Origin of the sequence: Enterobacter dykesii, from assembly GCF_008364625.2 — a bacterium.
In the GTDB taxonomy this organism is placed as follows: domain Bacteria; phylum Pseudomonadota; class Gammaproteobacteria; order Enterobacterales; family Enterobacteriaceae; genus Enterobacter; species Enterobacter dykesii.
Genome location: NZ_CP126604.1, coordinates 723,165 through 744,253, shown reverse-complemented (window position 1 = coordinate 744,253; position 21,089 = coordinate 723,165). Strand labels below are relative to the sequence as shown.

Annotated in this window: 17 protein-coding genes; 10 read left to right on the top strand and 7 right to left on the bottom strand. The window is 55.8% G+C overall.

Annotated elements, in window-relative coordinates; all coding sequences use genetic code 11:
• Positions 1–292: 292 nt before the first annotated feature.
• A complete protein-coding gene (locus F0320_RS03440; protein WP_047651509.1) occupies positions 293–1,849 on the top strand; it encodes a DUF3300 domain-containing protein in 1,557 nt (518 codons plus the stop codon).
• Between the two features lie 10 nt (positions 1,850–1,859).
• On the top strand, positions 1,860–2,651 hold the full coding sequence (locus F0320_RS03435; RefSeq protein ID WP_047651672.1) for a DUF2950 family protein: 792 nt from the start codon (positions 1,860–1,862) through the stop codon (positions 2,649–2,651).
• A gap of 53 nt (positions 2,652–2,704) precedes the next feature.
• Here the strand turns inward: F0320_RS03435 and lpdA are convergent, their stop codons facing one another.
• From lpdA to pdhR, 4 genes are all read right to left on the bottom strand, one after another.
• Entirely contained in the window at positions 2,705–4,129 is a 1,425-nt protein-coding gene (lpdA, locus tag F0320_RS03430) for a dihydrolipoyl dehydrogenase (RefSeq protein ID WP_003856313.1), read from the bottom strand.
• Positions 4,130–4,304: 175 nt separating this feature from the next.
• Positions 4,305–6,200, bottom strand: coding sequence for a pyruvate dehydrogenase complex dihydrolipoyllysine-residue acetyltransferase (gene aceF / locus F0320_RS03425; protein ID WP_149323807.1), 1,896 nt, complete (start codon positions 6,198–6,200; stop codon positions 4,305–4,307).
• Between the two features lie 14 nt (positions 6,201–6,214).
• A complete protein-coding gene (aceE, locus tag F0320_RS03420; RefSeq protein ID WP_023310418.1) occupies positions 6,215–8,878 on the bottom strand; it encodes a pyruvate dehydrogenase (acetyl-transferring), homodimeric type in 2,664 nt (887 codons plus the stop codon).
• A gap of 123 nt (positions 8,879–9,001) precedes the next feature.
• Complete coding sequence (gene pdhR, locus F0320_RS03415; protein WP_126328839.1) at positions 9,002–9,766, bottom strand: pyruvate dehydrogenase complex transcriptional repressor PdhR; 765 nt, start codon at positions 9,764–9,766, stop codon at positions 9,002–9,004.
• Between the two features lie 263 nt (positions 9,767–10,029).
• Between pdhR and F0320_RS03410 the strand changes: the two genes are divergently transcribed.
• The 4 genes from F0320_RS03410 (at position 10,030) to F0320_RS03395 (ending at position 14,197) form a co-directional block, all read left to right on the top strand.
• The gene (locus F0320_RS03410; RefSeq protein WP_126328840.1) at positions 10,030–10,257 is read left to right on the top strand and encodes a hypothetical protein; all 228 of its coding nucleotides are present in this window, start codon (positions 10,030–10,032) and stop codon (positions 10,255–10,257) included.
• Between the two features lie 46 nt (positions 10,258–10,303).
• On the top strand, positions 10,304–11,674 hold the full coding sequence (aroP, locus tag F0320_RS03405; protein ID WP_126328841.1) for an aromatic amino acid transporter AroP: 1,371 nt from the start codon (positions 10,304–10,306) through the stop codon (positions 11,672–11,674).
• A gap of 164 nt (positions 11,675–11,838) precedes the next feature.
• On the top strand, positions 11,839–13,236 hold the full coding sequence (locus F0320_RS03400; protein WP_126328842.1) for a glycoside-pentoside-hexuronide (GPH):cation symporter: 1,398 nt from the start codon (positions 11,839–11,841) through the stop codon (positions 13,234–13,236).
• A 10-nt stretch (positions 13,237–13,246) separates the two neighbouring features.
• The gene (locus F0320_RS03395) at positions 13,247–14,197 is read left to right on the top strand and encodes a glycoside hydrolase family 43 protein (protein WP_126328843.1); all 951 of its coding nucleotides are present in this window, start codon (positions 13,247–13,249) and stop codon (positions 14,195–14,197) included.
• A gap of 18 nt (positions 14,198–14,215) precedes the next feature.
• On the opposite strand, the gene ampE is transcribed toward F0320_RS03395, so the two are convergent.
• Positions 14,216–15,070: a beta-lactamase regulator AmpE gene (gene ampE / locus F0320_RS03390; protein ID WP_047651515.1), complete on the bottom strand. Its 855-nt coding sequence runs from the start codon at positions 15,068–15,070 to the stop codon at positions 14,216–14,218.
• 9 nt (positions 15,071–15,079) lie between these two features.
• Positions 15,080–15,631 carry a 1,6-anhydro-N-acetylmuramyl-L-alanine amidase AmpD gene (gene ampD, locus F0320_RS03385; RefSeq protein ID WP_126328844.1) on the bottom strand — a complete coding sequence of 184 codons (552 nt, stop codon included), beginning with the start codon at positions 15,629–15,631 and terminating at the stop codon, positions 15,080–15,082.
• A gap of 87 nt (positions 15,632–15,718) precedes the next feature.
• Between ampD and nadC the strand changes: the two genes are divergently transcribed.
• From nadC to hofC, 4 genes are all read left to right on the top strand, one after another.
• Positions 15,719–16,612, top strand: coding sequence for a carboxylating nicotinate-nucleotide diphosphorylase (gene nadC, locus F0320_RS03380; RefSeq protein ID WP_038417651.1), 894 nt, complete (start codon positions 15,719–15,721; stop codon positions 16,610–16,612).
• A 174-nt stretch (positions 16,613–16,786) separates the two neighbouring features.
• Positions 16,787–17,224: a prepilin peptidase-dependent pilin gene (gene ppdD / locus F0320_RS03375; RefSeq protein ID WP_126328845.1), complete on the top strand. Its 438-nt coding sequence runs from the start codon at positions 16,787–16,789 to the stop codon at positions 17,222–17,224.
• Positions 17,225–17,234: 10 nt separating this feature from the next.
• Entirely contained in the window at positions 17,235–18,617 is a 1,383-nt protein-coding gene (gene gspE, locus F0320_RS03370) for a type II secretion system protein GspE (RefSeq protein WP_126328846.1), read from the top strand.
• Positions 18,607–19,791: a protein transport protein HofC gene (gene hofC, locus F0320_RS03365; protein WP_126328847.1), complete on the top strand. Its 1,185-nt coding sequence runs from the start codon at positions 18,607–18,609 to the stop codon at positions 19,789–19,791. Before gspE ends, hofC begins: the two co-directional genes overlap by 11 nt.
• Before the next feature lie 43 nt (positions 19,792–19,834).
• On the opposite strand, the gene F0320_RS03360 is transcribed toward hofC, so the two are convergent.
• Positions 19,835–20,878, bottom strand: coding sequence for a GMP reductase (locus F0320_RS03360; protein ID WP_023310407.1), 1,044 nt, complete (start codon positions 20,876–20,878; stop codon positions 19,835–19,837).
• Positions 20,879–21,089 lie beyond the last annotated feature (211 nt).

Sequence of the window (21,089 nt, the reverse complement as noted above, 5' to 3'; positions counted from 1 at the left end):
CAGGATTTCTGCACAGTGTTAATCCGTTTACAAAAAAGCAACATTAAAAAATTTGCTGAATCGTTAAGCATGGTGTAGCGGGGATTCAGGGCATCTTTTTGCGGTATCTTCTGCACCGTGACGCTTCAGTTTTTTCTTCATCAGATATAATTGTGTAATAAATACTCACACTCTTTATCCGGACGTCCCGGACGCTTCCCAATAAAAGTCAAAACTGTAAAAGACGGGTGAATAATACTCACGCCAACCGTAACGCCTCACGGCACAGCGCTTGTCTCGTTGGAGTCATTTTATGAAGTTGCCCTTTAAGCCACATCTGCTCGTCCTTCTGTGCAGTGCCGGGCTTTTTGCCGCCTCGGGAGTCATGTTTGTCAAAGGCCGCGCCACGGAGCCCGCCGCGCCGACCCCCGTCGCACAACAACCGGCTGCACCTGCGCCTGCCGCAGCCCAGCCCGCACCTGTTGTCGCGCCAGCCTATACTGCCGCGCAAATCGATCAGTGGGTTGCTCCCATCGCGCTCTATCCGGATGCCCTGCTGTCGCAAATTTTAATGGCGTCGACCTATCCGGCCAACGTGATCCAGGCGGCGCAGTGGTCCAAAGACAACCCTAAAATGGAAGGGGACGCCGCGATTCAGGCCGTTGCCAGCCAGCCCTGGGATCCCAGCGTAAAATCGCTGGTCGCGTTTCCTCAGCTTATGTCCCTGATAGGTGAAAACCCGCCGTGGGTACAAAATCTGGGTGATGCGTTTCTCGCGCAGCCGAAAGACGTGATGGATTCCGTTCAGCGCCTGCGCGCGCTGGCGCAGAAGACCGGCGCTCTACAATCCACCCCTCAGCAGACGGTCACCACCGTGACAAAACCGGCGCCAGCGAAAACCAGCGCCACTGAAGCAACGACAACAACGACGGTCGCGCCCGCCCCAACGGTAATCAAAATTGAATCTGCCGATCCGCAGGTTGTTTACGTCCCCACCTATAACCCCAATACGGTTTACGGGACCTGGCCAAACACCGCCTATCCGCCCACCTATCTCCCGCCTACACCCGGGGAGCAGTTTGGCAGCAGCTTCGTAAACGGTTTAGGCTTCAGCCTGGGCGTCGCCACAACCTATGCCATCTTCAGCAGCATCGACTGGGATGATGACGATGACTGGGATCATCACCATGGGGACTGGGATAATCACGGCGGCTATAACCGCAACGGTGATAACAACATCAATATCAACGTTGAGAACTTCAATAAAATCAGCGGACAGCGCCTGACGGACGCTAACCGTACCTGGCAGCACAACCCGGCCTATCGGGAAGGCGTGCCCTATCCGACTAACCAGCTCAACACTCGCTTCCACTCCACCAACGCGGCGACAGGGCTCAGCTCAACGCAGCAAAAACCGGTTAACCGCGATAGCCAGCGCCAGGCAGCGCTAAGCCAGATGGAGAAGTCCACGGGTAAAACCTTCCCGCAAACGGCGCGCACCGGAACGAAAGACGTGCAGCGTCAGGCCTCAGGCGAACAGCTGAAGCAGATTTCCCAGCGCAATAACTACCGTGGCTACGACACTAAACCGCAGACGGCGAAGCGGAGCACCGCGCAGCAGCGAGAAAACCGCCAGACCACCGCGCAGAGACAAGAGAAGCGGGCTTCACAGCCCGCGCAGCAACGCACTCTGCAGCAGCGAAACAGCCAGCCGCGGGCCAATGCGCTGAGCGGTAACGACAGCCGCTCGGCGAACTGGCAGGCGCAACAGCAGCGCGGTGCGCAAAGCAGACAGCTCGCTGCTCGCCAGCAGCAGCCGCGCCAGGCGTCCGGTGGACGTGCTGAACGCCGTGAAATTCGACATCGCTAAGGGAACCGACATGAAAAGTAAACTACTCAGCGGAATGGTGTTATTCATGCTTTCGGCCCCGGTGATGGCGCAGCAGTCCTTTAGCACGCCCGCTCAGGCAACCGATGCGCTGACCAAAGCCATCAGTGAGCAAAATGAGAGCGCGATGACCAACCTGCTAGGAGAGAACTGGCGCGATTTTCTGCCCCCCGAAGGTGTTGATCCGGATGCTGTCGATCGCTTCCTGCGCGACTGGAACGTCCGCCATACCACGGTTGTCGAAGGAGATACGGCGCATCTGGTTGTCGGAGACAGCGGCTGGCAGCTTCCCATCCCGGTGATCAAAACCTCTGCAGGCTGGCAGTTCGACATCAAAGAAGGCGCTGAAGAGATCCTGACCCGTGAAATCGGGCGTAACGAACTCGCCGCCATTGAAGCCTTACATGCCTATGTTGATGCTCAGCAAAGCTATTTTGCGATGAACCAGAAATACGCGCAGAAGATTGTCAGCTCGAAAGGGAAAAAAGACGGTTTGTACTGGCCCGCCTCGCCCGGCGAAGCGCCCAGCCCGCTAGGCCCGGCATTTAGCCCGAAAGAGCCAGGTACCGGCTATCACGGCTATCGCTTCCGCATCCTGCCGGATAATCACGGTTTCGCGATGGTGGCCTGGCCGGTTAGCTACGGTCAGACGGGCGTAATGAGCTTTGTGATAAACCAGGACGACAAGGTGTACCAGTCCGATCTCGGCAGCGATTCAGAGCAGAAAGCCCGGGCGCTAGCCGCCTATAGCCCTGATAAAACCTGGCAGCCTGTGGCCCCCTGAACACAGCGCATAAAAAAAGCGGCCATTGGCCGCTTTTTTTTATCTGAAGAAACTTATTTCTTCTTCGCTTTCGCGTTTGGCAGGTCGGTGATGCTGCCTTCAAACACTTCTGCCGCCAGGCCCACGGACTCGTGCAGAGTCGGGTGAGCGTGGATGGTCAGCGCGATGTCTTCAGCGTCACAGCCCATTTCGATAGCCAGACCGATTTCACCCAGCAGCTCGCCGCCGTTGGTACCGACAATCGCACCACCGATGACGCGGTGAGTCTCTTTGTCGAAGATCAGTTTGGTCATACCGTCAGCGCAGTCGGAAGCGATAGCACGGCCAGAAGCAGCCCACGGGAAGGTGGCGGTTTCGTAGCTGATGCCTTTCTCTTTCGCTTCTTTCTCGGTCAGACCCACCCATGCCACTTCTGGCTCGGTGTACGCGATAGATGGAATGACTTTCGGATCGAAGTAGTGCTTCATGCCGGCGATAACTTCAGCGGCAACGTGACCTTCGTGAACACCTTTGTGCGCCAGCATTGGCTGACCGACGATATCGCCGATAGCAAAGATGTGCGGCACGTTAGTGCGCAGCTGTTTGTCAACGCGGATAAAGCCACGGTCGTCCACTTCCACGCCAGCTTTGCCCGCGTCGAGGTTTTTACCGTTCGGCACACGACCGATAGCCACCAGCACGGCGTCGTAACGCTGTGGTTCGGATGGGGCTTTTTTGCCTTCCATGGAAACGTAAATACCGTCTTCTTTCGCTTCAACGGCAGTCACTTTGGTTTCCAGCATCAGGTTGAATTTCTTGCTGATGCGTTTGGTGAAGACTTTAACGATGTCTTTGTCGGCAGCCGGGATAACCTGGTCGAACATTTCAACCACGTCGATCTCTGAGCCCAGCGCATGGTACACGGTACCCATTTCCAGACCGATGATACCGCCGCCCATGACCAGCAGACGCTTAGGAACGGTTTTCAGCTCCAGCGCATCGGTGGAATCCCACACGCGTGGATCTTCATGCGGAATGAATGGCAGTTCGATTGGGCGAGAGCCTGCCGCGATGATCGCGTTGTCAAAGTTGATCACGGTTTTGCCGTTTTCGCCTTCCACTTCCAGGGTGTTCGCACCGGTGAATTTACCCAGACCGTTTACCACTTTCACTTTACGGCCTTTGGCCATACCCGCCAGACCGCCGGTCAGCTGAGTGATAACTTTCTCTTTCCAGGTACGAATTTTGTCGATATCGGTTTTCGGCTCGCCGAAGACGATACCGTGTTCAGCCAGCGCTTTGGCTTCTTCGATAACTTTCGCTACGTGCAGCAGCGCTTTAGAAGGGATACAGCCGACGTTCAGACAAACACCGCCGAGGGTGCTGTAACGTTCTACGATGACGGTTTCCAGACCTAAATCCGCTGCACGGAATGCTGCGGAGTAACCTGCCGGGCCTGCCCCAAGTACTACGACCTGAGTTTTGATTTCTGTGCTCATCATGACCTCTTAATTTATACCCGTCGTCCACCGGGTCGTTCTATCCGCCCGCAGTTTACAAAATTGTTAACAATTTTGAAACAACAAACGGCTCACGAATTGTCGCTTTCGCCAATAACCTCACAAACACCATGAGATTATCAGAAAAAAGCCGGCCGACTGGCCGGCTTTTCGATTACATCACCAGGCGGCGAATGTCGCTCAGCATGTTGTTGATGATGGTGATGAAGCGCGCACCATCAGCACCGTCGATCACGCGGTGGTCGAAGGACAGAGAGATTGGCATCATCAGACGCGGCACGAACTCTTTGCCGTTCCATACCGGCTCCATCGCGGACTTGGACACACCGAGGATAGCCACTTCCGGCGCGTTCACAATCGGCGCGAAGTGTGTGGTACCCAGGCCGCCGATGCTGGAGATAGTGAAGCAGCCGCCCTGCATTTCGCCAGCAGTCAGCTTACCATCACGCGCTTTCTTGGAGATCACGGTCAGTTCACGGGACAGCTCAGTGATGCTCTTCTTGTTCACGTCTTTGAAGACCGGAACAACCAGACCATTTGGCGTATCAACCGCAACACCGATGTTGATGTATTTCTTCAGCGTCAGCTTCTGGCCGTCTTCGGACAGGGAGCTGTTGAAGCGCGGCATCTGCTCAAGGGCAGCGGCAACGGCTTTCATGATGAAGACCACTGGGGTGAATTTCACGTCCAGTTTGCGCTTCTCAGCTTCAGCGTTCTGCTGTTTACGGAACGCTTCCAGATCGGTGATATCGGTTTTGTCGAAGTGCGTAACGTGCGGGATCATCACCCAGTTACGGCTCAGGTTAGCACCAGAAATTTTCTGGATGCGGCCCAGCTCCACTTCTTCGATTTCGCCGAACTTGCTGAAGTCCACTTTCGGCCATGGCAGCATGCCCGGGATACCGCCACCGGCGGCTGCAGCAGGTGCAGCTTCGGCGCGTTTCACCGCGTCTTTCACGTAGGTCTGAACGTCTTCGCGCAGGATACGACCCTTACGGCCGGTCCCTTTGACTTTCGCCAGGTTCACACCGAATTCGCGCGCCAGGCGACGAATCAGCGGGGTAGCGTGGACGTAAGCGTCGTTTTCAGCGAACTCAGATTTTTCTGCTTTAGCAGCAGGGGCAGCGGCTGGTTTAGCAGCCTGAGCCGGTGCAGTTGCCGGTGCTGGAGCAGCCGCGGCAGCCGGAGCTGCGGCAGGCGCAGCGTCTTCCACTTCGAAGACCATGATCAGAGAGCCGGTAGACACTTTGTCGCCGGTGCTGATCTTGATCTCTTTAACGGTACCCGCGAACGGCGCTGGCACTTCCATAGAAGCCTTGTCGCCTTCTACGGTGATCAGTGACTGTTCAGCGGCAACTTTGTCGCCCACTTTCACCATCACTTCGGTCACTTCAACTTCGTCACCGCCGATGTCCGGTACGTTCACGTCTTTCGCGCCGCCAGCAGCTGCTGGTGCAGCAGCCGGAGCCGGAGCAGCGGCCTGCGCAGGCGCGGCAGCAGGTGCAGCACCCGCCACTTCAAAGACCATGATCAGGGAGCCGGTAGACACTTTGTCGCCGGTGTTGATCTTGATCTCTTTAACGGTACCCGCGAACGGAGCCGGCACTTCCATAGAGGCTTTATCGCCTTCTACGGTGATCAGTGACTGCTCAGCCGCAACGGTGTCGCCCACTTTCACCAAGATTTCAGTGACTTCAACTTCGTCACCGCCGATGTCAGGCACGTTCACTTCTTTCGCGCTCGCGGCAGCTGCTGGAGCAGCGGCGGCCGGAGCGGCTTTCTTCTCTTCCTGCGCAGGTGCAGCAGCTGCTGCACCGTCGGCGGAATCGAAAATCATGATCAGTTTGCCGGTCTCGGTTTTATCGCCAACAGAGACTTTGATCTCTTTAACGATGCCAGCCTGAGGAGACGGGACTTCCATAGAGGCTTTGTCGCCTTCTACGGTGATCAGCGACTGTTCAGCTTCAACTTTGTCGCCAACTTTGACCAGGATCTCGGTGATTTCAACTTCATCAGCCCCGATGTCCGGTACATTGATTTCGATAGCCATTATTCTTTTACCTCTTACGCCAGACGCGGGTTAACTTTTTCTGCATCGATGTTGAATTTGGTGATTGCGTCCGCAACCACTTTCTTATCGATTTCGCCACGTTTAGCCAGTTCGCCCAGTGCTGCTACAACCACGTAAGAAGCATCAACTTCGAAGTGGTGACGCAGGTTTTCGCGGCTGTCAGAACGACCGAAGCCGTCAGTACCCAGAACGCGATAATCATCAGCTGGAACGTAAGTACGAACCTGCTCAGCGAACAGTTTCATATAGTCAGTAGACGCCACCGCTGGCGCGTCGTTCATCACCTGAGCGATGTACGGAACGCGTGGAGTTTCCAGTGGGTGCAGCATGTTCCAGCGCTCACAATCCTGGCCATCACGCGCCAGTTCGGTGAAGGAAGTCACAGAGTACACGTCGGAACCTACGCCGTAGTCTTTCGCCAGGATCTGCGCTGCTTCACGTACGTGACGCAGGATAGAGCCGGAGCCCAGCAGCTGAACTTTACCTTTGCTACCTTCGATGGTTTCGAGTTTGTAGATACCTTTACGGATACCTTCCTCGGCACCTGCTGGCATTGCCGGCATGTGGTAGTTTTCGTTCAGGGTGGTGATGTAGTAGTAAATGTTCTCTTGCGCTTCACCGTACATACGCTGCAGACCGTCATGCATGATGACTGCCACTTCGTACGCGTAAGACGGGTCGTAAGAGATACAGTTAGGGATAGTCAGAGACTGAATGTGGCTGTGGCCATCTTCGTGCTGCAGACCTTCACCGTTCAGAGTCGTACGACCGGACGTACCGCCTACCAGGAAGCCGCGAGCCTGCTGGTCGCCAGCCTGCCAGCACAGGTCACCGATACGCTGGAACCCGAACATGGAGTAGTAGATGTAGAACGGGATCATCGGCAGGTTGTTGGTGCTGTAAGAGGTCGCAGCAGCCAGCCAGGATGCGCCTGCGCCCAGCTCGTTGATACCTTCCTGCAGGATCTGACCTTTCTCGTCTTCTTTGTAGTATGCAACCTGCTCACGGTCCTGCGGGGTGTACTGCTGGCCGTTCGGGCTGTAGATACCGATCTGACGGAACAGACCTTCCATACCGAAAGTACGCGCTTCGTCGGCGATGATTGGAACCAGACGATCTTTGATCGACTTGTTCTTCAGCATCACGTTCAGGGCACGAACGAAAGCGATAGTGGTAGAGATCTCTTTGTTCTGCTCTTCCAGCAGCTGAGAGAAGTCTTCCAGCGCCGGCAGTTCCAGCTTCTCGGTGAAGTTAGGCTGACGAGCTGGCAGGTAGCCTTTCAGCGCCTGACGACGTTCGTGCAGGTACTTGTGCTCTTCAGAACCTTCCGGGAAGGTGATGTAAGACAGGTTTTCTACCTGCTCATCGGTCACTGGAACGTTGAAACGGTCGCGGATATAACGCACGCCGTCCATGTTCATTTTCTTAACCTGGTGAGCGATGTTTTTACCTTCTGCGGTATCACCCATGCCGTAACCTTTGATGGTATGGGCCAGGATTACAGTCGCTTTACCTTTGGTTTCGCGCGCTTTTTTCAGTGCAGCGTAGACTTTCTTCGGATCGTGACCACCGCGGTTCAGAGCCCAGATCTGCTCATCAGTCCAGTCTGCAACCAGTGCTGCGGTTTCAGGATATTTGCCGAAGAAGTGCTCACGAACGTAGGCACCGTCTTTGGATTTGAAGGTCTGGTAGTCGCCGTCAACGGTTTCGTTCATCAGCTGGATTAGTTTACCGCTGGTGTCTTTACGCAGCAGCTCATCCCAACGACCGCCCCACATGACCTTGATCACGTTCCAGCCAGCACCTGCGAAGATGCCTTCCAGTTCGTTGATGATCTTGCCGTTACCGGTTACCGGACCATCCAGACGCTGCAGGTTACAGTTGATGATGAAGCACAGGTTGTCCAGCTTCTCACGGGTTGCGATGGTGATCGCGCCTTTGGATTCTGGCTCATCCATTTCACCGTCGCCCAGGAAGGCGTAAACGGTCTGCTCAGAGGTGTCTTTCAGACCACGGTGTTCCAGGTATTTCAGGAATTTAGCCTGATAGATCGCACCGATTGGGCCCAGACCCATAGATACGGTCGGGAACTGCCAGAATTCAGGCATCAGTTTAGGGTGCGGGTAAGAAGACAGACCTTTACCGTGTACTTCCTGACGGAAGTTGTTCATCTGCTCTTCAGTCAGACGACCTTCCAGGAATGCACGTGCATAGATGCCCGGAGAGATGTGGCCCTGGAAGTACACCAGATCGCCGCCGTCTTTCTCGTTCGCTGCACGGAAGAAGTGGTTGAAGCACACTTCGTAAACGGTTGCAGAAGACTGGAAGGAGGCCATGTGGCCACCCAGTTCCAGGTCTTTCTTGGATGCGCGCAGAACGGTCATGATGGCGTTCCAGCGGATTGCAGAACGGATACGACGTTCCAGATCCAGATTGCCCGGGTATTCCGGTTCGTCTTCGACGGCAATCGTGTTTACGTAGTTGCTAGCCCCTGCACCTGAAGCAACCTTCACACCGCCTTTGCGGGCTTCAGAAAGCAGCTGATCAATCAGATACTGAGCGCGCTCAACACCTTCTTCACGGATGACCGATTCGATCGCCTGTAGCCAGTCGCGAGTTTCGATCGGATCCACGTCATTTTGGAGACGTTCTGACATGGGGGTATTCCTTATCTATCTAATACGTTGATTTGTCTGGAACCTGTCCCATTGTGCTCTTGGGCAAGAACACAATAAGACAGGTTCTGCGTTTAGTTGCCGCGCTCTAAAAGTACCTGGCGCTTAATCCTTTCGTTGCTGTATGCGGCGTAATGAACGTTCGCGACGCGATTGTTCACGGCTGCGGTCCAGCAAGATTTCCTCAATGAAAGCCAGATGTCGGTGCGACGCTTCGCGCGCCTGCTCCGGTTCCCCGGCCATTATCGCCTCGAATACTCGGGTGCGATGGTTGCTTACCAGTGGGAGCATGTCCCGACGGGAATACAACAATTCAAAATTCTGACGAACGTTCTGGGCCAGCATCGGCTCCATGCAGCGTAGCAGATGGAGGAGCACCACGTTGTGGGCCGCTTCGGTTACGGCGATTTGATACTGGACGACGGCGCTGGACTCGGCGTCTAAATCGCCGGACTGCTGTGCCCGTTCAATGGCCTGATGCAGTTCGCGGATACGCACGCGATCTTCATCAGTGCTGCGAAGGGCGGCGTAATAGGCCGCAATACCTTCAAGCGCGTGACGGGTCTCAAGCAGGTCAAACTGGGATTCTGGGTGGTCAGAGAGAAGTTCTACCAGCGGATCGCTGAAGCTCTGCCACAGGCTGTTTTGCACAAAGGTTCCGCCGCCCTGGCGACGAAGCAGCAAGCCCTTTGCTTCGAGACGTTGAATCGCCTCACGCAGAGAGGGACGTGAAACGTCGAACTGTTTTGCCAGCTCGCGTTCTGGCGGAAGTTTCTCACCCGGGCGCAGAGTCCCTTCGAGGATTAAAAACTCCAGCTGCTGCTCAATCACATCAGATAGTTTTGGTTGGCGAATTTTGCTGTAGGCCATATTCCCTGTCTTACGCCTTTTTGCCCGGAGTCAATTGGTCTTACCAATTTCTATTTCGTATCGCTAAAGTAACAAAGTATTCACCTTCTGTCCATATTGGTTTTGATTGAAATCAGTAAACCCTGCACATTTTAACAACCTTACAGAAATAACGTTTCAGAAATGTAACTTTGCACAAATGAGTTGATTACTCCCAAAGAGGGAGTTTTAACCATAATGAAACGAGGGTTTTTGCAATCTGAAGCGATTCAACAAGGCAAATAATGAAAATTCGCCCACTTACGGCGCATTTCTATTCTATAGGTTGGGTGAGGAAGAATGAGCGGGCCGATTTACAAATGCTTTCTTTTTATTCAAGTCGTCATCACCCCTTTATAAAGCAGGTGCATTCGCAGGCACTTACCACTATTCTTGCGCTTACGGAAGTCATTCCCGCTTTTTTCGGTCTCGTTAACCGTAAAGAAATAAATACAGAATATGGATTTTCATAATTACACACGCACAGCGTGAACATAACAACCACACACGAGGTTTCAAATGGAAGCTCAACAGCACGGCGATCAGCTAAAGCGCGGGCTTAAAAACCGCCATATACAGCTCATCGCACTGGGCGGTGCGATTGGTACCGGCCTGTTTCTGGGCAGCGCATCCGTTATCCAGTCAGCCGGTCCCGGCATTATTTTGGGTTACGCGATTGCCGGCTTTATTGCCTTTCTGATTATGCGCCAGCTGGGTGAAATGGTCGTTGAAGAGCCGGTCGCAGGCTCCTTCAGCCACTTTGCCTATAAATACTGGGGCAGCTTTGCCGGTTTCGCCTCGGGCTGGAACTACTGGGTGCTGTACGTTCTGGTTGCCATGGCCGAGCTTACCGCGGTCGGGAAATACATTCAGTTCTGGTATCCCGAGATCCCAACCTGGGCCTCCGCAGCGGCTTTCTTCGTCATTATTAACGCCATTAACCTGACCAACGTAAAAGTATTCGGGGAAATGGAGTTCTGGTTTGCCATTATTAAGGTGATTGCCGTAGTGGCGATGATTATCTTTGGCGGCTGGCTGCTGTTCAGCGGCCACGGCGGCCCGCAGGCAACCGTGCGCAACCTCTGGGAACAGGGTGGCTTCCTGCCTCACGGTATGACCGGTCTGGTGATGATGATGGCCATCATTATGTTCTCCTTCGGCGGCCTGGAGCTGGTAGGCATCACCGCCGCTGAAGCCGACAATCCGGAGCAAAGCATTCCAAAAGCCACTAACCAGGTTATCTATCGCATTCTGATCTTCTATGTGGGCTCGCTGGCCGTGCTGCTCTCCCTGCTGCCGTGGACGCGCGTGACCGCCGACACCAGCCCGTTTGTGCTGATCTTCCACGAGCTGGGCGACACCTTTGTCGCGAACGCCCTGAACATCGTGGTGCTGACCGCCGCGCTCTCTGTTTACAACAGCTGCGTATACTGCAACAGCCGTATGCTGTTCGGCCTGGCCCAGCAGGGGAACGCGCCAAAAGCGCTGCTCAACGTCGATAAACGCGGCGTGCCGGTAAACACCATTCTGGTTTCGGCGGTCGTGACCGCGCTGTGCGTACTCATTAACTACATGGCACCGGAATCGGCATTTGGCCTGCTGATGGCACTGGTGGTCTCTGCCCTGGTCATCAACTGGGCGATGATCAGCCTGGCGCACATGAAGTTCCGCCGCGCAAAACAGCAGCAGGGCGTCACCACGCGCTTCCCTGCCCTGCTCTATCCGCTGGGCAACTGGGTGTGCCTGGTGTTCATGGCGGCCGTACTGGTGATCATGCTGATCACGCCGGGAATGGCGATTTCCGTCTACCTGATCCCGGTCTGGATTGCGATCCTTGGCGTGGGCTATCTTTTCAGTCAGAAAAGCCGTAATGCCATGAAGGCACACTAAGCCTCTCTCCGCGGCGCCTGCTTTTGCGGGTGCCGCGCGTTGTTACCTCCCTCACACTTTCACGCCCACAGCGCATTTATCCATATCACCGCCCTGATACTGCAACGCATATATTCCTTTGCCAGCAAATAATTCTCTCCATACCGTAAACCGGAGAGCTGTCGATGGATAACAACACACTGTCAGTAAAAGAAAAGATCGGCTATGGGATGGGCGACGCGGGATGCAACATCATCTTCGGCGCCATCATGCTGTTTGTTAACTATTTTTATACGGATATTTTTGGCCTCGCCCCTGCGCTGGTCGGCGTGCTGCTGCTTTCCGTACGCGTGATTGACGCCGTAACGGACCCGATCATGGGCGCGATTGCTGACCGTACCCGCAGTAAATATGGCCGGTTTCGTCCATGGCTGCTGTGGATCGCCTTCCCCTACGCGCTGTTTAGCATCCTGATGTTCACCACGCCGGAGTGGAGCTATAACAGCAAAGTTATCTATGCGTTTGTCACCTACTTCCTGCTCTCTTTGACCTATACGGCCATCAACATTCCCTACTGCTCGCTGGGCGGGGTGATCACCAACGATCCAAAAGAACGCGTGGCCTGCCAGTCGTATCGCTTCGTGCTGGTCGGTATCGCCACGCTGCTGCTCTCATTAACGCTGCTGCCGATGGCCGACTGGTTTGGCGGGGATAACAAAGCCAAAGGCTACCAGATGGCGATGACCGTTCTGGCGCTGATTGGCACCTGCATGTTCCTGTTCTGCTTCGCCACCGTGCGCGAGCGCGTGCGTCCGGCGGTACAGACCAACGACGAGCTGAAAAACGATCTGAAAGACGTGTGGAAGAACGACCAGTGGGTACGCATTCTGCTCCTGACGCTCTGCAACGTCTGCCCGGGCTTTATCCGCATGGCGGCCACCATGTATTACGTCACCTGGGTGATGGGCCAGAGCACCCATTTCGCCACGCTGTTTATCAGCCTGGGCGTGGTCGGCATGATGCTCGGCAGCGTGCTGGCAAAAGTGCTGACCGACCGCTGGTGCAAGCTCAAGGTCTTCTTCTGGACCAATATCGTTCTGGCGATTTTCTCAACCGCCTTTTATTTCTTCGACCCGAAAGCCACCGTCACCATCGTGGTGCTCTACGTCCTGCTGAACATCCTGCACCAGATCCCGTCTCCTCTGCACTGGTCGCTGATGGCCGACGTGGACGACTACGGCGAGTGGAAGACCGGTAAGCGCATCACGGGGATCAGCTTCTCCGGCAACATCTTCTTCCTGAAGCTGGGGCTGGCGATTGCCGGGGCGATGGTCGGCTTCCTGCTCTCCTGGTACGGTTATGACGCGGGCGCAAAAGCGCAGAGCGCGGACGCCATTAACGGGATCGTGCTGCTCTTTACCGTCATTCCCGGCATTGGGTACTTAGTTACCGCGGGCGTGGTGCGCCTGCTGAAAGTGGATCGCGAAACCATGAAGCAGATCCAGTCCGATCTGGAAAAGCGTCGCAATAACTACCGCGAGCTGAATGATTATCAGGAACTCAAAGTCGCTGAGACAAAATAAGGAAAGCCAAATGCAAACCTGGCCAAACCCGTTTATTGAACAACGCGCCGATCCGTACATTTTACGCCACGAGGGGCAGTACTATTTTATCGCCTCCGTGCCGGAGTACGACAGGCTGGCGATCCGCCGCGCAGCGTCGCTGGAAGGTTTACGTCATGCCGAAGAAGTGGTGGTCTGGCGCAAACCCGAGACCGGGCCGATGAGCCAGCTTATCTGGGCGCCGGAACTGCACCACATCGACGGGAAGTGGTACATCTATTTTGCTGCGACGCACACCCAGGCGCTCGACGGGCTCGGAATGTTCCAGCACCGCATGTTCGCCATTGAATGTGCCGACGGCGATCCGCTCACCGGCACGTGGGTGAAGAAAGGGCAAATCAAAACGCCTTTCGATACCTTCGCTCTGGACGCTACCACCTTTGTTCATCAGGGGAAACGCTGGTATCTGTGGGCGCAAAAAGCGCCGGACATCACCGGTAACTCCAATCTTTATCTGTGTGAAATGGAGAACCCGTGGACGCTGAAAGGCGAGCCGGTGATGCTCAGCAAGCCGGAGTATGACTGGGAGCGTCGCGGGTTTTGGGTCAACGAAGGCCCGGCGGTGTTGGTTCACGGCGATAAGCTTTTTATCAGCTATTCCGCCAGCGCTACCGACGAGAACTACTGCATGGGTCTACTGTGGATAGACCTGAACGCCGATCCGCAAAACCCGGCAAACTGGCACAAATCCCCGCGTCCGGTATTCGTTACCAGCTATGAAAATCGCCAGTACGGCCCGGGCCACAACAGCTTTACGCAAACGCCGGAAGGGGAAGATGTGCTGGTGTATCACGCGCGGAATTACACCGAAATTGAGGGCGACCCGCTGTACGATCCGAATCGCCATACCCGACTGAAGCTTGTCCGCTGGAATGAAAGCGGGATGCCTGATTTCGGCATCCCGCCCGCGGATACGCTTTAGCCTTTGCGGCGCGCTGGCCTACACCAGCGTGCCGTAGATAGTCAGCAGCGCCACGATCACCACCACCACAAACGACGTTTTCTTCGCCATGGAGACAGCGGCTTTCGGCGTTTCAATCTTGTCTGTATGCGGCTCGCGCGCCAGCGAGAACTGCGCCAGACGCGTTAACACCTGGTACTGAGACGTATGGCGGTCGGCAAGCGATGCAAACCACGCGGGCAGCGCTTTTTCACCGTGTCCAATTAACGCGTACACTACGCCCACCAGACGCACGGGGAGCCAGTCGAGCACGTGCAGGATGGCATCGATGCCGGACAGCAAACGTTCATGCGGCGTCAGATAACGGGCAAGCCAGGTCTGCCAGGCGCGCAGAAACGCATACCCCATCAGCAGCACCGGCCCCCACGGACCGCCCACCACGAACCAGAACAGCGGAGCAAGGTAGTAGCGGAAGTTAATCCACAGCAGCGCGTTTTGCAGCTCGCGCAGGAATTCGCGCTCGTCGCAGTCCGGCGGCACGCCGTGGATCATCGTCAGCTCGCTCGCCATGGCACCGCGCGCATGAGCATCGTCACGGGAGGCGGCTTTCAGGTAGGCGTGATAGTGCAAACGCACCTTGCCTGCGCCTATGCACAGCACGCCGAGCAGGATCCACACCACCAGCAGCGGCACGTTGAAAAAGAGTCCGTACAGCGAGCGCAGGAGCAGGAACGTAATGACCATCACCCCTGCCATCATCAGCAGCGTGCGCAGCATGGAAAAATGTTTGATACGGCGGAATAACACCTCCAGCCGGTGATCCAGATGCCAGTGCTCGCCGAGCTTGAACAGGCGTTCAGCGATGATAACCAGCAGCATGGTAAACAACGTCATGGTATCTCCTTATTCTGACGACGCGGTGAGCATGGCGCGAAACCGGGACCAGTCAAAGGCCGGGCCGGGATCGGTTTTTCTCTCCGGGGCGATATCACTGTGTCCCGTGATATTGTCGGCGATAGCCGGGTAGAGTCCGATAAGCGTGCGGGTCACAGCCGCCAGCTGTTGATACTGTGAATCGGTGTAGGGCGTCGTATCCGTGCCTTCCAGCTCAATCCCGATAGAAAAATCATTGCACCGTTCGCGCCCGTGATACATCGACACCCCGGCGTGCCAGGCGCGCTTATCGAAGGGAACATACTGAACCACTTCACCATCGCGACGAATAAGGCAGTGAGCCGATACGCGCAGATGTGCAATCTCAGCAAAAAAGGGATGAGCATCGGGATCAATCGTTCCCGTGAATAGCGCATCGATCCACGGGCCGCCAAATTCACCCGGCGGGAGACTAATATTATGAACCACCAGCAGTGTGGGCTTTTCATCCTCCGGGCGGCAATCGTGGTGCGGCGAGGGCACACGCCGCGCATCCACCAGCCATCCGTTTTCTAACAACATGCTGGAACTCCTTCTGTATGGTGCAATGACTCGGTTCAGAGTAGCATGTTTCAATATTATGATTCGTTACCAATTTGGAGTTTTATCATGCCGCCTCGCCGCTACAACCCCGACCACCGACGTGAAGCGCTTCTGGAACGTATTAATATGGATATTCCGGCAAGCGTCTCCCATGCTTTGAAAGAAGATCTGGGCGGTGACGTTAACGCGGATAAGGATATTACCGCACAATTGTTGCCAAAAGAGACGCGCTCGCACGCGGTCATTATCACCCGTGAAGAGGGCGTTTTTTGCGGCAAGCGTTGGGTTGAAGAGGTCTTTACCCAGCTGGCGGGTGATGATGTGCAGATTATCTGGCACGTTGAAGACGGCGATGCAATTACGGCAAACCAGCCGCTGTTCGAACTGGACGGTCCTTCCCGCGTCTTGCTGACCGGCGAACGTACCGCGCTCAATTTTGTACAAACGCTCTCCGGCGTCGCCAGCGAAGTGCGTCGCTACGTTGACCTGCTGGCCGGTACCCGCACCCAGCTGCTGGATACCCGCAAAACGCTGCCGGGCCTGCGCACCGCGCTGAAGTATGCGGTGCTGTGCGGCGGTGGCGCAAACCATCGTCTGGGCTTATCCGACGCCTTCCTGATTAAAGAGAACCACATTATTGCCTCTGGCTCCGTGCGTCAGGCGGTGGAGAAAGCCTTCTGGCTGCACCCGGACGTGCCTGTCGAAGTAGAGGTCGAAAGCCTGGAAGAGCTGGAGCAGGCGATTAAGGCCGGGGCCGATATCATCATGCTCGATAACTTCGAAACAGAGCAGATGCGCGAGGCGGTAAAACTGACTAACGGCCGGGCCCAGCTTGAAGTGTCCGGGAACGTCACTTTCGAAACGATCCGCGAATTCGCCGAAACCGGCGTGGATTACATCTCCGTCGGCGCGCTGACCAAACACGTTCGCGCCCTCGACCTCTCAATGCGCTTCAAATAACGCATTCTCCCCTCTTAACCCAGAGAGGGGAATTTCAGCCCCGCTCGCAGATCCGCTGTTCTTCCCTGCAACACTGAATAAATTCTCTGAAGCCCCCTTCCCGTTCCTTTTTTTGTCCCTCGTTTCTGCACTTTCCCGCTGACAAAGTAGCGCAACTTTGCACAAGGAGCAGATATGAACAGACAACAAGGCTTCACACTCATTGAGCTGATGGTAGTCATTGGCATCATTGCGATTCTGAGCGCCATCGGCGTTCCCGCCTATCAAAATTACCTGCGCAAGGCGGCGCTGACCGATATGCTGCAAACCTTTGTTCCCTACCGTACGGCCATTGAGCTTTGCGCGCTGGATCACGGTGGCGTGGAGAGCTGCGACGCTGGCAGTAACGGTATCCCTTCCCCCACCACGACACGCTACGTTTCAGGAATGAGCGTGGCGAAAGGGACCGTGACCTTAACAGGACAGGAGAGTCTTAGCGGGCTGGAAGTGGTCATGACGCCGCAGTGGAACGACGGCAACGGTATGACGGGCTGGACGCGCGACTGCAACATCAGCGCGGACAGCGCCCTGAAACAGGCCTGCGAAGATGTTTTTCGCTTCGACAATAACTGAGGAGCGGATAATGAATACCGATCAACTCGTGGCGCTTTGTCAGCGCCATCACGCTCTGCTGCTCACCAGCGACAGTGACATGGTTAGCATCGCCGTCGTGGGCAGCCCCGCGGCTGAACTCATGGAGGCGCTGCGCTTCGCGACCCAGAAACGGATTGATATTGAGTGCTGGAGCGCTGAGCGCATGGAAAAACACCGGCAGCTAACGTCACAATCGCATCTGCCCGTTGTTTCGCAAACACACTCGACGGTGGATATCCTCAACCACACGCTGCAGCAGGCAATCAACCAGCGCGCCTCCGACATTCATATCGAACCGATGGAGCACGCGTGCCAGATCCGTTTACGCATCGACGGGGTGCTTTGCCCCCAGCCTCCGCTTTCCGCCTCGCTGGCCAGCCTGTTCAGCGCACGTTTAAAAGTGCTGGGTAACCTGGATATTGCAGAACGTCGTTTACCTCAGGACGGTCAGTTTACGATTGAGCTGGCAAACGCGCCGGTCTCGTTTCGGATCGCGACGCTTCCCTGCAGCGGTGGCGAGAAAATTGTGCTGCGTCTGCTGCATCAGGTTCAGCAGGCTCTTGAGCCGAAAGCGCTTGGTATGAGCGCAGAACAACTGGCCTGTTTCAATGAGGTTCTCCACCAGCCGCAGGGGCTGATTCTGGTCACCGGCCCTACCGGCAGCGGCAAAACCGTGACGCTGTATAGCGCGCTGCAGGCGCGTAATACCCCTGACGTCAACATCTGTAGCGTGGAGGATCCCATTGAGATCCCTCTGGCGGGATTAAACCAGACGCAGATTAATCCCCGGGCGGGTTTAACATTCCAGAGCGTGCTGAGGGCACTGCTGCGTCAGGATCCAGACATCATTATGGTCGGCGAAATCCGTGACGGTGAAACGGCAGAAATTGCCATTAATGCCGCCCAGACCGGTCATCTGGTGCTGTCAACGCTGCACACCAACTCGACGACGGAAACCCTGATTCGCCTCGAGCAGATGGGCGTCGCGCGCTGGATGATATCTTCCGCGCTGTCGATGGTGATTGCCCAGCGGCTGGTCCGGCGTTTGTGTCCGCACTGTCGCCGGGAAGCCAGCGAGCATGCTCAATTACCGCGCGCCGTATGGTCCAGACCGCTTCCACGCTGGCAGCCCACCGGCTGCGATCGCTGTTATCACGGTTTTTATGGCCGTGTGGCCATTTTTGAAGTACTGGCGATCGACAATGCTCTGCGTCAGGCCATTGCCAGCGGGGCGGGAATCGAAGTGATAGAGGCGAGTGCCCGGCAGGCGGGAATGATTTCTCTTTTTGAGCACGGCTGCATGGCCGTCGAGCAAGGGCTGACCACGATCGAAGAGCTGGTGCGCGTGCTGGGAATGCCGGATGGCTGCTAATCAGCTCTGGCGCTGGCGAGCGCTCACCAAAGAAGGTGAATTCCAAAGCGGAACACTCTGGGCCACAGACCGCACTGCCGCCTTCACCAGGCTGATGCGTAGCGATCTCCATCCTCTGGCGCTGACCCGATGCGCTCAGCGGCACCGCTGGCGGCCGCATCACTGCTGCGAGATGTTTCGCCAGCTCGCCACGCTTTTGCAGGCGGGGCTGACGTTGTCCCACAGCCTGCAGATGCTGGCAGAGCAACATCCGTTAAAACCGTGGCAGGCGCTGCTGCAAAGCATTGCCGATGAGCTCAGTGAGGGATCCCCCTTTTCTGAGTCGCTAAAAAAGTGGCCAGAGGTGTTTAGCCCGCTGCATGTCTCAATGGTGAAAACCGGTGAGCTCACAGGGAAACTGGAGGAGTGCTGCCGCCAGCTCGCGCGGCAGCAAAAAGCGCAGCAGCAGCTTAGAGAGAAGGTGAAAAAGGCCCTGCGCTACCCGGCGATCGTCCTGACGATCGCCGTACTCGTGGTGCTGGCGATGGTCATTCTGGTCTTGCCCGAGTTTGCCGCGATCTACAAAACGTTTAACACGCCGCTCCCGATGCTGACGCAAATGGTCATGGGGATGGCCGCATTTATCCAGTCCTATGCCCTCGCGTTGTTCGTCGCGTTATTAATGCCCTTAGCCGCCGCCTGGGCACTGCGACAGAACCCTCGCTGGCAGCGCATGCTGATGCACATGCCCGTGATGGGCGCGCTGGCAAAAGGACAAAAACTGGGACACATCTTTACCGTGCTGTCACTCACGCAACAGGCCGGTATCCCCTTTTTACAGGGCCTGGAGAGCGCAGAGGAGACCGTTGAAAGTTGTTACTGGCGGGGGATACTCCACAGCGTTCGGGAGGACATTGAAAAAGGTCTCCCCGTCTGGTCATCCTTTCAGAAAGCGGCCATCTTTACCCCGCTGTGCATTCAGCTTTTACGAACCGGTGAAATGTCAGGTGCGCTGGACATCATGCTGGCAAACCTCGCCCGGCATCACACGGAACAGACCTTTCAACGGGCAGATAATCTGGCGGCACTTCTCGAGCCGGTGCTTCTGATTGTGACAGGGGTCATCATCGGCACGCTGGTGGTGGCAATGTACCTGCCGATTTTCCATCTGGGGGATGCGATGAGCGCGGGGTAGTGCTAAACAGTGCTGGCGCACGGGGATGCGCCAGCAGAAGCCATTAAAGGCTATTGAATACGCGGTTTTCCTGCTCCTGAACGCGAATAAACGTTGTACGTTTCGTCAGTTCTTTCAGGCGGGATGCCCCAACGTAGGTGCAGGCCGAGCGCAGGCCGCCGAGGATATCGCGCGCGGTGTATTCAACCGGGCCGCGCAGAGGTAGCTTCACGGTTTTGCCTTCTGCCGCACGGTATTTTGCCACGCCACCGACGTGACGGGTCATCGCGGATTCAGAACTCATGCCGTAGAACAGCATAAATTTCTCGCCGTTCTCTTCAACAACGGTACCACCGCTCTCTTCGTGGCCTGCCAGCATACCGCCGAGCATCACGAAGTCGGCGCCGCCGCCGAAGGCTTTCGCAACATCACCCGGCATGGTACAGCCGCCATCGCTGATGATCTGGCCGCCCAGACCGTGCGCCGCATCGGCGCATTCAATGACTGCGGAAAGCTGCGGATAACCGACGCCGGTTTTGACGCGGGTCGTGCACACGGAGCCCGGGCCAATACCCACTTTCACGATATCTGCACCGGAAAGGATCAGCTCTTCACACATTTCACCGGTCACCACGTTGCCCGCGATGATGGTTTTCGTCGGCCAGGCTTCACGCGCCTTGCTGACGAACTGCACGAAGTGCTCGGAGTAACCGTTCGCCACGTCAATACAAACGAAGTTGAGAGCCGGGTTAGCGTTCAGGATCTGTTTGGTCTTCTCGAAATCCGCATCGGAGGTGCCGGTAGAAACCATCACATGCTTCACCACGTCAGCAGAGGCGGACGCAACAAACGCATTCCACTCTTCAGGGCTGTAATGTTTGTGCACGGCGGTGAGAATGTCGAACTGTGCCAGGGCGGTTGCCATCTCAAAGGTTCCCACAGTATCCATGTTGGCAGCGATGATCGGCACGCCAGACCAGGTCTGACCGGAATGCTTAAAGGTGAATTGACGTTCGAGTTCAACGTCTGAGCGACTTTTCAGTGTAGAGCGTTTAGGGCGGATAAGAACGTCTTTGAAACCTAACTTCAGATCTTCTTCGATACGCATGTGCGGATTCCTGGGGTTAGAGGCAAATATGTTAAAAGCACAACTCCAGTGACGTTATCATACGCACTAATACCTGCTCCGCAAGACTGCGAAATTCTCTTTTTTTACGCTACAATCCTATAAATTTACCTGGTAAAAAGCCGGTAAACAGAGCCAAACAGTTGCCAGCGCACCAAATAGTTTTAACCAACTGATTTTAATAATGAATAAT